We start from the raw sequence: 13645 nt of genomic DNA, 5'->3' as shown, positions 1-13645 counted from the left end.
GCGGTTATCCAGAAAAAAGGATATCCGGATTAATTTCCGGAGAATCCCCGCTGCTTTAGCACGGGGAGTGTCAAAACTATCCCCGCCGCAGTTACACCCCTCATACCGAAGGAACAGTCCCTTTTGTAGTGATGGAATTTCTATCAGCTACTTACGGCGATGAATACTCTGTCGAACACACAGAAGAAATCGGCAAGTGGTTTTTTTACGAACAAGTAATCAAAGTTCCTCGCTATGTCATTTTTCGGCCGGATACAGGCAGAATAGAAGTTTATGCGCTTGAATCCGAGCGTTATGAAAATCAAAATTCTGATGAAAATGGCCGTTATTTAATACCTGGATTAAATCTATTTTTGGGAGTGTGGCAGGGAAATAGCGAAGGTAGAACGGGATATTGGCTGCGTTGGTGGGCGGAGGGCGCAGAACTGCTTTTGTGGCCGGAAGAAAGGGCAGAAAATGAACGCCAGCGGGCCGATCGCCAACAGCAACACAAAGAGTTAGCCGAGACGCTGCTGGAACAGGAAAGACAGCGAAATCAAGAGCTTTTGGCTCGATTGGCAGCCCTGGGTATCGATCCCGAATAGCATTAGAAGTCCGATGGAAGTCGGAAGAAAGAAGAGGTTCGAGGGAAGAAGGGAACCCGATCGAGATATGCTTTCTTCATCCTTCTTTCTTTAGTTTGCTTTCTTACTTCTCTGTTTGTAACAAAAAGTGGAATTTATGTTAGTAGAAAAACTAGAACAATTAAAAGATATTTTCGCACAAATGGAACGGGCTTTGATTGCCTACTCCGGCGGAATAGACAGCACTTTGGTGGGAAAAATCGCTTTTGATGTGTTGGGCGATCGCGCTTTGGCAGTGACGGCTGTTTCGCCGTCTTTACTGCCAGAAGATTTAGAAGATGCGCGCATTCAAGCAGCAGAAATTGGCATTGCCCACCAGGAAGTAGAAACTCAGGAAATGGCAAATCCCAATTACACTTCTAACCCAGTTAACCGCTGCTATTTCTGCAAAAGCGAACTGCACGATACTTTGAAACCCCTAGCACTAGCAAAGGGTTATCCTTATGTGGTGGATGGGGTTAATGCTGACGATTTAAAGGATTACCGTCCCGGAATTCAGGCTGCGAAGGAACGCGGCGCGCGATCGCCCTTAGCAGAAGTAGGCATGACTAAATTGGAAGTGCGGCAGTTGGCCAAAGAATTGGGTTTGCCTTGGTGGGACAAACCGGCTCAACCTTGTTTGAGTTCGCGCTTTCCTTACGGCGAAGAAATCACCGTTGGAAAGTTGCAAAGAGTGGGGCGCGCCGAACGGTATTTGCGACAGTTGGGACTGAAAAATTTGCGAGTGCGATCGGACGGAGATACGGCGCGGATTGAGTTACCCGCAGAGGAGATTCAGGAGTTTGTGGTAAATACGGATTTGCCTGCATTGGTGGCGGTGTTCCAGGAGTTTGGTTTTGTGTACGCGACTTTGGATTTGGAGGGGTTTCGTAGTGGCAAATTAAATCAGGTTTTGCAGCCACAGTTGTTGCAGGCAAAAGGTTGATTAATTTTCCAGACTACAAAAAATTTCTCATGATTGATGTAGTTTGGGACATGGACAAAGGGGAACTATGTCAATCGAAACTTTACCTTTGATGTAGCAACTTATACCTTTCACGGCTCGAATTGTTAGGATTACAGGACTTACGAAAAAGTAACGTATTGCTGTCGCCCAGCGAACTCAGTGAAGCAATCTCAAAGTGGCGTTGCTTAATCAGGGTATGAAAAAAATAACTTTAAAATCCAAAAGCTTTGTGGATACTGGTTTCTATGACGGGCCTATTTAACCTTTCATACCGTAAATCCGCAACGCCTTGGATGTTTGCCGTAGATTTGGGATGTGCCATGTAATAGCAAATCTGCTTTTAATACCCCCTTTATTTGTTACTGATACTTTTAATTCAGACAATCCCCGACAATCGGCGAAAATCTGAATATAGCACACTCATCAGATACGTCTGAGAGTATGGTGGTATCCCACAAAGCTTTAAGAAAAATTCCTAAAGCGCCATTGAAATCGCGAGGTATTTCATAACCGCAGTTGGGACATCTAAAAGTTTTAGAGCCACCTAACTTTCTCTGAATATGACCGCATTTTGTACAAGTTTTGGAAGTATATTCTTCCGTCAATCTAACCAATCTCGAACCGTAACGATTACAGAGATGTTCTAAGGTTTGCGAGAACTGATAAAATGCCCAAGTCATCATCGCCCTCGCCGACTTGGAATTAAGTTTGCGACTACCTCTTGCCACCATTTGAGAAGTTTCAAAAGTAGGTAGGTAAATAACATCGTAATTCCGTGCTAAATAGCTCGCTACCTGCTTGTGAATTTCCGACCGCAGGTTTTTGATTTTAGTTCTAACTTTCTCCATTGCTTGTTTTAGCCGATAACGCAATCGAGAAAACTGACCGCCCTTTGAGCATCCAAATTTTGACTGCATCTTATCCCAATGCTGGCACAATCGGGCAATCTTCCCAAAGTCATGCTTTCCAAATTCAGTAAAAGAATTGCCATCAAATCCAGTCAGGAAACAGCGCAGTCCGGGGTCGAGTGCGATGGTCTTGCCGCCATTTTTGGGTTCTGGAACGTCCATCTCTCTAGGCATATTTACGAACCAGCGTCCCTTATTGTAGGTGACTTCTACTGCCTTGTCATAGTTGATTAAGCAGGAATCCTGCCCAGTCCAGAGAGGTTTTTCTAGACCTTTGCTAGCATTGAGCATTAGATGACCGTTCTTGTAATCACCCGGGTCGAACTGAATTGTTTGTTTCTGGGAGCGGATTGACCTGAATCGAGCCAACTTCAATCCGACTAAAGGATTGGGTTTTGCCTTTTTTCCTTTACCTAATTGAGCGGGCTGCTTGTCAGTCTTCTTCCAAGCTGTATAAGCCTCGAAAAGGGCGTTGTCCAAACTGTGTGCTATTCCCAATTCTTTGCACCATTCCGGGATTATCTCGCAACAAGCGAGTTTTGCAGAAGCTACGAAAAGCTTGTTTACCGGAAGTTTTCAAGACTGGCTGACTGGTCTTTTTGTCCACAGTGTAGTAGGTAAATTTTCCCTGGTGTTTATTCAGGTAAGCGATTGCATTGTTATACACTTTGCGATTGGCGTGAATTCTCAACATCCAGACTTTCTTTGTCTCCCCCTTTGGGTAAACTCGGTACGTCAAAGTCTTCAATGATTTGCTTTTTATACTTTCTGAGTCCGTACAATCGGCAACTGAAGACGTGGATGATGGCGAGCACATCTTCAACCATTTCTCTTTCTGGACTAAGTGAACTATTGTTGAGAACCAGAATCTTACACCCGCCCCGCTCCGCAAACCATGAGATAACATCGAACCCGAATCGGCACAATCTATCTTTTGAGGCAATGACAACCATTCCGATGTCGCCTGTGTAAATGTGTTCCAGTAGGGCGATAAGACCTTTCCGTTTGAAATTGAGGCCGCTCCCGATGTCTTGGATAATTTCACATCCGGGGTAGCGCATTAGTGACAAGTTAAGGTGATGGGTAAATTGTCAAGGGGGTATTTACATTGGTTAAAAAATAGATGAAACTCAGAATAGGCAAGTAGTTGAGCAATTATGACCAGCCATGACCAAGACCAGAACTACCAATCGGGACCACGCGAAAAAGAAACAACGACCACTGATAGAGGATGAAGTAATTGCCCAGCAACTAGAAGCATTACTGACACCAGCCATGCTCAATCAGGAAAATTCCTACCGTCAGCTAAAACTTCGAGACCGAATTCTCAACTTGCCATTGATGATGGCTGCGGTCTTAACCTTACTATGGCGAGATGTGGCAGGGGTAAGAGAGCTGACCCGAATGTTAACGAGAGACGGCTTTCTGTGGTGTAATCCCACGTCCGTCAGCCAACAAGCACTCTCGATCGAGATTTTTGACCTTTCCTGCTGAGCTGTTTGAACAAGTATTTAAGGATTTATTACCGCGTTTAAGAACAAATTGGCAGAGGAGAAATCAACGAACCTTACCAGAAAGTATTCAGTTTACATTAACAAGATTTGAGCAGATATGGATTATAGATAGTTCAATATTAGAGGCATTATTTCGGAAATTATCAAACTTAGAGTCAGCTAAAATAGGACAATTGGCGGGGAAAATAAGTACAGTAATTGATCTAGTAACTAGATTGCCAGTCGAAATTTGGTTTACCGAAAATGCGAAATAATCGGATGTAAAACTTGAAGAGAATATCCTCAATCTAGCCAGCGAAAATACGTTATTACTATTAGATAGAGGCTTTTATCACTTTAATTTTTGGTTAAGATTAATTGAGCAAAAGGTTAACTTTATTACCCGAATAAAGAAAGGAGCCGCCATCAAAGTAGAGGAAGTATTTACCGATAGTTATGGACTGCGAGACCGTAAGATACGTTTGGGGTCTGGAACAAAGAAAACTCCGTTTATTACCTTACGTTTGATTGAAGTTCGTTCAGAAAAAACCTGGCATTCTTATTTAACAAGTGTGCTAGAGCCAGAAAAATTACCCCCTTATGTAGTAGCAGATTTGTATCGAAGACGTTGGCGGATTGAAGAAGCTTTTAATATTGTAAAAAGGCTGTTAGATTTAAGCTATTTATGGACGGGTTCAATCAATGGGATTAAATTACAGATTTGGGCAACTTGGTTATTTTATGCAGTTTTAGTAGATTTAGGTGATGCGGTAGCTGATGAACTAGCTCTACCTTTTGAGCAGATTTCTTTAGAAATGATTTATCGCGGTCTTTATCATTTTACTATAGCTCATCATAAAGGTAAAGCAACAGATCCAATCAAGTATTTTGCTGACCCCCAAAATCGAGATTTAGGCATTATTAAACAGCAGCGAAAACCGAATGTTAAGTTAATTATTGCCCCTTTTCCTGAAAAGCAACGAGGGTCTGACCAATTCTTTTTTAAGAACTCTCCGAAAGCCTCTTGACAAAAGACTTACAGCCTTAACTTGTCACCAATGGGGGTAGCGAGACAGAAGAAAGTCAGTCTGTCGGAGAAGGTCGGCTTTTTGACTTCGACTGCTAACTCTGGCGTAGAGGATGGTTGGTTTAGTAGATGGAATATTGACAACTGAGTCACAGTCGTAGCGTCGCTGTCCTGACGGCGTTCGGTATGCTTTGATTTTCCCTTCTTTTTCCCACCTTTCAAGGGTTTTTGAACATACTCCAAGTCGTTGAATAGCGATTCTTGGTGGTACATATGTGGACATATTGGGTTTTTTGAGTGAATTATCTCAGTCTACATCAATTGTCTGCCTTATGGCGGGAAATGTCTAAGAAAAACTCGTCCTGGAGATACCTCCCCCTTTGCTCGGACTTCGTTTGACTCTATGCAGCGGTTTCAACCGCCGATTCATAAAGAGGGTGGCTAACTTTCAACGCCCGAGTCTTATCAAGGAGTAGTTGGCTGAATTTGCTGTGGCTGCATTTGCTGCGGCTGCTGATTCTGAAGTTGAAGTTGCTGCTGCTGAATCTGAAGTTGCCGATTTTGCAGATCGATTTGCCGCTGTCTGTCTTCCAGTTGCAAGCGTCTGTCTTCAGCTTGCCGCTGTCTGTCTTCACGTTGGAGCTCTCTGTCTAGCAGTCTGTCTTGACGTTGCTCTTGTCTGTCTTCACGTTGTTCGCGAAGCTGTCTGAGCTGATTTTGCCGCTCGAAATCCCCTCCCAAAAATAAGTTTTGAAAAGCGTTGATAGTTGCTTGAAACCCCGTAAGAACGCCGCTAACCGTGCTAATGCCACTTGCTACTCCTGTTATGGGCTGCAAGAATCTGTTTATATTGTCTGCTACCCTAGCATAGCCCGATCGCGCTACCAGAATCACATCGTTGTTGCGGAGAGTAGGGTTATTATTAGGATTCAACCCTTGAGCAAAATCCACCTCGATGGTGCGGCGAGAAACAGTACCGTTGGGGTTCAATCGCAATAGTTCTACCTTGTCTTTTTTAGCCCGCAATTGATTGAAACTGCCTGCGGTCAGCAAAGCTTGGTGCAGGGATGTACTAGGCCGCACCTCCAAAGCCCCAGGCCTAATTACTTCTCCTACAATATTGATGCTAATCGCGTTCGGAGAAAAACTGCTATTTGCGACTTGAGAAACTTCAGCTAAGTCTACAGTAGCTGCTGTCGGGATAATTACGCTATCTCCTTCTTGCAGCAAAATATCTTGAGTTGCGTCGCCTCTTTGCAGCAAATCCCACAGATTTACCATGATAGTTTGTTCGTTGCCCCCTCTGACTCGGCGGCGGATTTGCACTCGGCGAATGTCAGCTTCTGTAGTGATACCACCAGCAATTTTCAATGCTCTAGTTATCGTTGGTAAGCCCACAACAGCTCCTTGCTGTTGGTCGATAGATACAAAACTCAACTCTGTTTGTTGGTTGCTCGATCGCACATCCGAAGCAAATACAGTATAAGGCCCCGGCCGGTTTACTTCCCCGACAATTACCACGCCAATTGGTTGAGTAATATCAGCGGAAAAATTAGCACTGGCTCTTTGACGGACTTCTTCAGTATTAAGGGCACTTGCTGTCGGTACAAAAATTGTATCTCCATCTCGAATGGTAACGTCTTGACGCAAATTTCCCGTCTCTAAAAAATCCTGCAAATCAACAGTAGTAACTTGCTCCGGCCCGCCTCTGCGGGGACGGCGAATTTGGACATTTCGCATATCTCCTGCTGATGTCACCCCTTTTGCAAGTTGCAGCATTTCCATCAAAGTCGGGAATTTTACTCCTCCTCCTTCTCTAGTGGGATTAATCTTGTAGGAACCCGGGCGAGTAACTTCACCTGCAAGACCTATATTTAGGGGGCGAGCGACCATCAGAGTCACGGTAACAACGGGAACATTGATGAAGGGTTCGTATCGCCTGGTAATTACGTTAGCGGCTTGTTCCAGCGTCAACCCTTGAATTGAGACGCTGCGAATGATTGGCAAATTGAGCGTCCCGTCAACTAACACTTGATATTCTCTGCTGAATTCAGGGACGCCGAATATCTCTAAAGCAATGCGATCGCCCGACCCTAAAGTATAAGCTGCTTCTTGCGTCAGCGAACCAGAATTGCCGCTCGCCGGCAAACCCGAACCCGCAGGTGGCGGCGGCGGTACTCTCGGCCTGTTTGGGTTAGGAGTGCCTGCAGGAGTTCTGACGGCAGGCAACTGAGCTATACTGGGCAGCGAACTCAATAGCACCAGGAGTGCTGACAAACTCAGACTTGTAGCGGTTTGAATGGTATGTTTCATCTTTCTTTCCTGGTTGCAGCCTGCCATTGAACAAGAGCAATTTAGCTAGTGGATTTTAGTTTATTTTCCCTGCTGTCCAGTGTAGCCTCGCTTCGCTGCAAAATCCACAGGTGGAATCATAAAAATTGTGCGATCGCACTTAACTATTTTGTACCTTGTTTGTAAAGAAAGTGTAAAGCCCGCCAACTGTTCTCAGGATTAGGCTCTCGTTTGACCAAAATTCTTCACACATAACTCGGGATACAAATCAACCCGCCACAGAAAGGAGATAGGAAAAAACCACCCTGATTTGAGGTAAAATGTTAAATAATTCTCTCTGCAGGACAAAGACAAGTGTCACTAAAATTGGATAAAGTAATTCCCTGGGGACGCTGCTTGGATGAATACATAGGAATGTTTAGCTTGACATCAAGTGACCTCAAACTAGCAATCCTTGATTGTGCAGGCGGCCCGGCGAGTTTCAATGCCGAAATGACTCGCCAAGGTAAAAAGGTAATTTCTTGCGATCCAGTTTATCAGTTTACTGCGGTGGAAATTGGCGATCGCATCCAAGAAACATATCAAACTGTGATTGACGGTGTTAAAGCCAATTTAGACGGCTACCTGTGGAATAATTTTGAATCGCCCTACCAGCTAGGCGAAGTGCGAATGAAGGCGATGCAGGAATTTTTAGAAGATTTTCCATCTGGCTTGCAGCAAGGCCGCTACATTAATGCTGAGCTGCCAGTTTTGCCTTTCGAGAACGGTCAATTCGATTTAGCTTTGTGCAGCCATTTCTTATTTGCTTATTCTCACCTGCTTTCGGAAGAATTTCATCGGTCAGCAATTACAGAAATGTGTCGGGTTGCGAAGGAAGTCCGCGTCTTTCCTCTATTGCAGAGTTTTAGCGGGGAAGAATCCGATCACTTAAATCCGATCGTCGCCGAATTGAAAAAGAGAAATTTTAGTGTAGAAATTCAAGAGGCTCCTTATGAGTTTCAAAAAGGTGGGAATAAGATGCTGCGAGTTAGGGGGCGAATGTAATTCGCGGCTGCGGAGGGCATGGCAATTTGCGATCGCTTATTTCAAAAAAATTAGATAAGCTAAGCATAAGGTCATGCCTCATCTTGGGGTTCGCCAATCGCACGCTGGACTGCATGGCGAATGTGGATAATCCTCACCGTTGGTATGGGTTGATCGTCAAAAATAGTGAAGAGTATGGGATACGTGTTTTTACCACTTCCATACAGAAGCTGGCGAATCTCTTGGCTGAAAAATGCGTTTTCACGGGCTAAAACACAACGACGCGGCATTTCTTGGAGTGAGGAAATCGCTTTAATCAGGCCCTGATACCATGCTTGAGCGCGTTCGGGAGTCGTGAATTGGGAAAAGTTCAGAAACGCTGCATCAGCTTCAGATTGAGCTGTACTAGAAAAGTCAATGCGATACATTATGCTTCCAAAGAAAGTCCGTATTTCTGGTTTTGTCTATCGACAAACTCTTCCAGAGTAGAAAACTGACCCCGATCGAAGTCATCAAGTCCGCGTTGAATCCCTTCTAATGCCTCGAAGAAATCGCTTTCATCAAAGCTAAGTCCGAACGCGATAACAGCTAGGGTAACGCTGGTTATATCTTGTCCTGTACTTTCCGCCCGTTGGCGCAGCAGTGCTTCGATTTGGGGGGGTAAGGTGAGTGTAAGAGTCATAAAAGTTATGATGAATGGTTAACTTTATTTTCTAACTTTATTTTGGCATAGGTAGCCAAAACGATCGCTCCCTAGACTATCGGCCCATTGCTTAACCCGATCGTGCTCTTCGGCCCGTCTTGTTTGTCTGGTAATCTTGCAAGGCTGCGAGACTATTGGCGATCATTTGTTCTTTGCTGAGGGGTTGAAACTCGTTTGCTGTGTCAATTTCGCCCCACTGATATCCCTCCGTTTCCTCGGCAATTTCTGCGATTAACCGTTCAAAGTCGCTGAGATTACCGTTGGACTGATTCAGCCATGAAAGCACGATCGCCTTAACCGAATCGCTGGGCATGGCTTGGATTTGGGCATGAAGTTGCTTTATAGATTGAGCCATTGGACAATAGAGAGTGACTGATTTAATTTTAGCGCCGTGTCAAATAATTGCGTACAATATCACGCACAGTTGCGGTAAAATTAATTAAAGACTTTTGTATTTTACTAACGGTCGGAAAATTAGTTAATACTTAAAAAAATGACTCGTGACTGATGACTAATGACTAATATTTGATATAATATCAGACCCATAATCCAAACTCAAACCAACTCATGCCACAAACAGTCTGGATCGCACGACACGGAAACCGCATCGACTTCGTTAACCCCGACTGGTTTCTCACAGCAGAACGCCCCTATGACCCCCACCTTTCCGAAGACGGTCACATTCAAGCCAAACAACTCGCCAATCGCCTCAAAGGAGAAGGAATTTCTCATATTTTTGCTTCCCCTTTTCTGCGAACTGTCCAAACAGCAAATCACGCGGCAGAAGCTCTCGATTTGTCAATTAAACTAGACTGGGGACTGTGCGAATGGCTAAATCCTGAATGGATGACAGAAATGCCGGAAACTGAGTCCGTAGAAGCTTTGTGCCGGCGTTTTCCCAGGATTGATGCTTCCTACAAAGGCGGTATTGCTAATTATCCCGAAACTGGGGAAGCTTGTTTCAAAAGGGCGGGGGAAACGGCTAAACGCCTCGCGGCTGAGTTTCCCGAAGATATGTTATTAGTAGGTCACGGTGCGTCGGTTTTAGGAACTGCGATCGGGCTGGCGGGCTGTGCAGAAACGGAAATTAACGCTTCTTTGTGCTGTTTGGTGAAAGTGGTGCGGGGTGAGGGAGAATGGTCGATCGCACTTAATGGCGATACTTCTCACCTGACTGACTCTGAAACCGCGATCCGGTTTAATTAAAGTTGAGATTTGTGCGAAAAATCGCATTTTATGCTATGTGTGTAAGGTGCGCTGCCCGGTGCACCCTACGTTAATCTGATTAGTCCGAATCAGGGTGTTATTCTTTAATCTCGATCGCACATTTTAAATCGAAAATCTCAAATAGGTATGGCTGGACACAGTAAGTGGGCGAATATTAAACGCCAAAAAGCTAGAGTTGATGCCGTTAAAGGCAAGGTTTTTGCTAGAATATCTCGCGAAATTATTGTCGCGGCCCGCAGTGGAGTTCCCGATCCCGCTGGCAATTTTCAACTGCGGACGGCTATTGAAAAAGCCAAGGCGGCGGATATTCCTAATGAAAACATAGAAAGGGCGATCGCCAAAGGTGCCGGCTTGGCGGGAGGAAGTTCGGATTTAGAAGCTATTCGCTACGAAGGTTACGGCATTGGCGGGGTTGCTATTCTGATTGAAGCGCTGACAGACAATCGCAACCGCACAGCGGCTGACTTGCGAGAAGCTTTTACTAAAAATGGCGGCAACCTGGGCGAAACTGGTTGTGTGGGCTGGATGTTTGACCACAAAGGGGTTTGTACGGTACGCGGCCCTATTGATGAGGAACAATTGTTTGAAGCGTCGCTAGAGGCGGCTGCCGAATCTTATGATTTGATATTAATTGATGAGGATACTGAAGGTGCAGAGGTATTTACAAGTGTGGCTAATTTGGAACACTTGGCTGATGTTTTGAAACAAAAAAGTTTTGCTGTTTTGCAGTCGGAAAATCGCTGGATTCCGAGCAATACAGTGGAAATAGACACTCCTGAAAAAGCTCGATCGCTCTTGAAGTTAATGGATGCACTGGAAGATTTGGACGACGTGCAAAGTGTGACAGCTAATTTTGAAATGACAGATGAATTGATGTCTTCGATCATGGTTTAATGGTTGAAAAATGAGGGATCGGGATCGTCCTGCTGTCACTGCTGCAAAAGACGAAAAATCGCCAGCGGGACGATCGCGCTACACTATTACCAGGAAACGAATCCCCATCTGTATGCGAGGGGGGAGTGTCAATCCAAGGAATTGCTGAAAAAGCTGCATTGAAAATCTCCACCCACAGTAAAGCCATGCTAGACAACGAAAGCAAAAAAGACAGCACCCACTCACAAGAAGTTCTCTCAGCAACCGAAGTCTCAGAAACCAAGGATCGAGCCAAATCGGAGGTGCCGGCTAAACCAGAGGATACATCCAATTGGTTCGGTTCCGTTTTCGGAGCCGTCTCTGCAAGCGCGAGTGCGGTGGGGAGTGCGGCGGCGAGTGCTGGAAGTGCGATTGTTGATACGGCGAGTGCGGTGGGGAGTGCGGCGGCGAGTGCTGGAAGTGCGATTGTTGATACGGCGAGTGCGGTGGGGAATGCCGCGGGCACTGCTGGAAGTGCGATTGTTGATACGGCGAGTGCGGTGGGGAATGCCGCCGTCAGTGCTGGAAGTGCGATTTTTGTTAATACCGCGAGTGCGGTGGGGAATGCAGCGGCGAGTGCGGGAAGTGCAGCAATGCAAGTTCCCAATTTTTTTGGTTCATCCCTAGTTTTTATTTCGCAGAGTCCTATCCTGAAAAAACTGACCCAAAATTTCAAAATCGACTGGTTAGTTAATGCTATAGATGCTGTTGATGTGGTAAATGCCGAGGCGCAAGTTCGAGAGTTACAGCGCCAATATCCTCACGAGAAACCCGAAGAGATCGCACATCACTTGATGGTGGAAAAAGCCTTGCTAGCGGCAGGAAGTGGCTTGGTGAGCAGTTTAGTTCCCGGCGTGGCTTTGGCGTTGTCTGGCATGGATTTAGCGGCAATGACGGCGTTATCTGCCGAGTTGGTTTATCAAATTGCTGCAGCCTATGGCATGGATTTGCGATCGAGCGATCGCAAAGCAGAAGTTGTCGCTATTTTTGGTTTGTCCTTGGGTAGCAATTTAGCTATCGAAGCTGGAGTTACGCTTGTCAGCAATATTCCCTTGGCGGGTGCGGTAATTAATGCTAGCGCCAGTGCGACAATGATTTACGCGCTGGGATACGGTGCTTGTCGGTTTTATGAAGCGCATCTCGATTCCTCGAAAATCGAAACGAAGCTCGAAGATTTACGAGAGGTATTGCAAGCGGAAAGTGAGCAATATTTAGAGAAAGCGATCGCACAAGAAACGGTGATGGATTGGATTTTGGTGTATGTCGTCTATACCACCCAAAAATTCACCCGATGGGATGAGTTATTACCCCAATTACAAGCGGCCAATTTAAATCCCAAGTCTTTAGCTGAGATTGAAGCTGTGAAAAATAAGTCTAAATTGCCTCCCAAGTTGGATATTTTACTCGCACAACTCGAACTCGACTTTGCCGAACCACTTTTAAAGCGATGCACTGACATCATCGAGGCTGACGGTGAAATTAATGAACAAGAGGGGAAAATTTTGCTGACAATTCAACGGGCTGTTTTGAGCAAAAGAAAGCAAGCTCAAAAGCAAGCCTAGCCAACTTCGAGCGAGGATGGGGTATCAAAAGCCACTGAAGCACAAACTGAAGTCCAAGCTGAATCACAAATTCCCTCTTTATCTTCTGATTCTCCTTCTACTAATAAGTTGAGTTCGAGTATGCTGCAAAATTTCCAAAAAATCATAAAAGTTGCTGGGCGATTAGACGTGCAAAAGATTGCGAATTTAATAGATACTGAATCACAAGCTCCCCCCTTATCTTCTCATTCTCCTTCTACTAAGTTGAGTGCAATTCTGCTGAAAAAATTCAAGCAGATTTTAGCAGGTTCTACGCGGTTAGAAGTGGCAGAGATTGGGTATTTAATCGATCAGGTCGATCGCATGACGGGAGAAGAGTTTGAGGAATTTTTAGCCTGCTGTTTCCGCAATCTCGGTTATGCGGTCGAAATGACACCCAAAACGGGGGATTTTGGTGCGGACTTGATTCTCTCTAAAGCCCGCAAGAAAACCGTTGTCCAGGCAAAACGCTATCAAGGAAAAGTGGGAAATTCCGCCGTGCAAGAAGTGGTTAGTGCGGTTAAGTATTACGGGGCGCAAGATGCGATCGTTATTACAAACAGTATGTTTACATCCAATGCTCATAAACTGGCTCAAGCGAATGGGGTACAACTCTGGGGAAGAGAACAGTTAATTGATTTAGTGATTCGAGCTAAAAAATAAGGTATCTATGAACCAAGAATCCCAGTCTCTGAAAGAGCGGGGAGTGTCATTTGAAACACAAAAACTTGGCAGTTTTGCAGTCGGAAACTCGCTGGATTCCCAGCAATACAGTGGAAATAGACACTCCTGAAAAAGCTCGATCGCTCCTTAAGTTAATGGATGCACTCGAAGATTTGGATGACGTGCAAAGTGTGACGGCGAATTTTGAAATGAGCGATGAATTGATGTCTTCGGTCATGGTTTAACAA

At 45.1% G+C, this 13645-nt stretch carries 13 protein-coding genes and 3 pseudogenes; 9 read left to right on the top strand and 7 right to left on the bottom strand.

Going from position 1 to position 13645, the window contains the following annotated elements; translation table 11 throughout:
* Positions 1-92: 92 nt before the first annotated feature.
* Positions 93-584 (top strand): annotated as a pseudogene (locus QT990_RS18260) (Uma2 family endonuclease); the annotation flags it as partial.
* A 136-nt stretch (positions 585-720) separates the two neighbouring features.
* Positions 721-1548, top strand: a complete 828-nt coding sequence (gene larE, locus QT990_RS18255) for an ATP-dependent sacrificial sulfur transferase LarE (protein WP_333141868.1) — start codon at positions 721-723, stop codon at positions 1546-1548.
* A 392-nt stretch (positions 1549-1940) separates the two neighbouring features.
* Here the strand turns inward: larE and QT990_RS18250 are convergent, their stop codons facing one another.
* Positions 1941-2957 (bottom strand): transposase, encoded by a 1017-nt coding sequence (locus QT990_RS18250; RefSeq protein WP_333465593.1) that lies wholly within the window; start codon positions 2955-2957, stop codon positions 1941-1943.
* Between the two features lie 179 nt (positions 2958-3136).
* A complete protein-coding gene (locus tag QT990_RS18245; protein WP_333141864.1) occupies positions 3137-3538 on the bottom strand; it encodes an IS607 family transposase in 402 nt (133 codons plus the stop codon).
* Between the two features lie 160 nt (positions 3539-3698).
* Here QT990_RS18245 and QT990_RS18240 point away from each other — a divergent pair.
* Positions 3699-4998, top strand: a pseudogene (locus QT990_RS18240) (IS4 family transposase).
* Positions 4999-5022: 24 nt separating this feature from the next.
* Here QT990_RS18240 and QT990_RS18235 read toward each other — a convergent pair.
* Positions 5023-5280 (bottom strand): MerR family DNA-binding transcriptional regulator, encoded by a 258-nt coding sequence (locus QT990_RS18235; RefSeq protein WP_333465592.1) that lies wholly within the window; start codon positions 5278-5280, stop codon positions 5023-5025.
* Between the two features lie 182 nt (positions 5281-5462).
* Positions 5463-7310, bottom strand: coding sequence for a polysaccharide biosynthesis/export family protein (locus tag QT990_RS18230; RefSeq protein ID WP_333141860.1), 1848 nt, complete (start codon positions 7308-7310; stop codon positions 5463-5465).
* A gap of 333 nt (positions 7311-7643) precedes the next feature.
* Here QT990_RS18230 and QT990_RS18225 point away from each other — a divergent pair, with 333 nt between their 5' ends.
* Positions 7644-8333, top strand: a complete 690-nt coding sequence (locus QT990_RS18225; RefSeq protein WP_333141858.1) for a class I SAM-dependent methyltransferase — start codon at positions 7644-7646, stop codon at positions 8331-8333.
* 71 nt (positions 8334-8404) lie between these two features.
* Here the strand turns inward: QT990_RS18225 and QT990_RS18220 are convergent, their stop codons facing one another.
* From QT990_RS18220 to QT990_RS18210, 3 genes are all read right to left on the bottom strand, one after another.
* Positions 8405-8740 (bottom strand): type II toxin-antitoxin system RelE/ParE family toxin, encoded by a 336-nt coding sequence (locus QT990_RS18220; RefSeq protein WP_333141856.1) that lies wholly within the window; start codon positions 8738-8740, stop codon positions 8405-8407.
* Positions 8740-8994 carry a hypothetical protein gene (locus tag QT990_RS18215; RefSeq protein WP_242716968.1) on the bottom strand — a complete coding sequence of 85 codons (255 nt, stop codon included), beginning with the start codon at positions 8992-8994 and terminating at the stop codon, positions 8740-8742. The genes QT990_RS18220 and QT990_RS18215 overlap by 1 nt, the downstream gene beginning before the upstream one ends.
* Before the next feature lie 91 nt (positions 8995-9085).
* The gene (locus QT990_RS18210; RefSeq protein ID WP_333141854.1) at positions 9086-9370 is read right to left on the bottom strand and encodes a hypothetical protein; all 285 of its coding nucleotides are present in this window, start codon (positions 9368-9370) and stop codon (positions 9086-9088) included.
* Between the two features lie 212 nt (positions 9371-9582).
* Between QT990_RS18210 and QT990_RS18205 the strand changes: the two genes are divergently transcribed.
* The 5 genes and pseudogenes from QT990_RS18205 to QT990_RS18185 form a co-directional block, all read left to right on the top strand.
* Complete coding sequence (locus tag QT990_RS18205; protein ID WP_333141852.1) at positions 9583-10221, top strand: histidine phosphatase family protein; 639 nt, start codon at positions 9583-9585, stop codon at positions 10219-10221.
* A gap of 147 nt (positions 10222-10368) precedes the next feature.
* A complete protein-coding gene (locus tag QT990_RS18200) occupies positions 10369-11136 on the top strand; it encodes a YebC/PmpR family DNA-binding transcriptional regulator (protein ID WP_333411207.1) in 768 nt (255 codons plus the stop codon).
* 125 nt (positions 11137-11261) lie between these two features.
* On the top strand, positions 11262-12716 hold the full coding sequence (locus QT990_RS18195; protein ID WP_333465591.1) for a hypothetical protein: 1455 nt from the start codon (positions 11262-11264) through the stop codon (positions 12714-12716).
* A gap of 120 nt (positions 12717-12836) precedes the next feature.
* Positions 12837-13397: a restriction endonuclease gene (locus QT990_RS18190; RefSeq protein ID WP_333465590.1), complete on the top strand. Its 561-nt coding sequence runs from the start codon at positions 12837-12839 to the stop codon at positions 13395-13397.
* A 50-nt stretch (positions 13398-13447) separates the two neighbouring features.
* Positions 13448-13642, top strand: a pseudogene (locus QT990_RS18185) (YebC/PmpR family DNA-binding transcriptional regulator); the annotation flags it as partial.
* Between the last annotated feature and the right edge of the window lie 3 nt (positions 13643-13645).

It is taken from the genome of Microcoleus sp. T3_B1 (genome assembly GCF_036700445.1).
Taxonomy (GTDB): Bacteria; Cyanobacteriota; Cyanobacteriia; order Cyanobacteriales; family Microcoleaceae; genus Microcoleus.
The sequence above is the reverse complement of the archived record's forward strand: the minus strand, read 5'-3'. Positions and strand labels throughout refer to the sequence as shown.

Excerpts from the sequence above, each read along its gene's own strand:
- larE (WP_333141868.1), top strand. The coding sequence starts at position 721 with ATGTTAGTAGAAAAACTAGAACAATTAAAAGATATTTTCGCACAAATG.
- QT990_RS18245 (WP_333141864.1), bottom strand. The coding sequence starts at position 3,538 with ATGCGCTACCCCGGATGTGAAATTATCCAAGACATCGGGAGCGGCCTC.
- QT990_RS18235 (WP_333465592.1), bottom strand. The coding sequence starts at position 5,280 with ATGTCCACATATGTACCACCAAGAATCGCTATTCAACGACTTGGAGTA.
- QT990_RS18230 (WP_333141860.1), bottom strand. The coding sequence starts at position 7,310 with ATGAAACATACCATTCAAACCGCTACAAGTCTGAGTTTGTCAGCACTC.
- QT990_RS18220 (WP_333141856.1), bottom strand. The coding sequence starts at position 8,740 with ATGTATCGCATTGACTTTTCTAGTACAGCTCAATCTGAAGCTGATGCA.
- QT990_RS18215 (WP_242716968.1), bottom strand. The coding sequence starts at position 8,994 with ATGACTCTTACACTCACCTTACCCCCCCAAATCGAAGCACTGCTGCGC.
- QT990_RS18210 (WP_333141854.1), bottom strand. The coding sequence starts at position 9,370 with ATGGCTCAATCTATAAAGCAACTTCATGCCCAAATCCAAGCCATGCCC.
- QT990_RS18205 (WP_333141852.1), top strand. The coding sequence starts at position 9,583 with ATGCCACAAACAGTCTGGATCGCACGACACGGAAACCGCATCGACTTC.
- QT990_RS18200 (WP_333411207.1), top strand. The coding sequence starts at position 10,369 with ATGGCTGGACACAGTAAGTGGGCGAATATTAAACGCCAAAAAGCTAGA.
- QT990_RS18190 (WP_333465590.1), top strand. The coding sequence starts at position 12,837 with ATGCTGCAAAATTTCCAAAAAATCATAAAAGTTGCTGGGCGATTAGAC.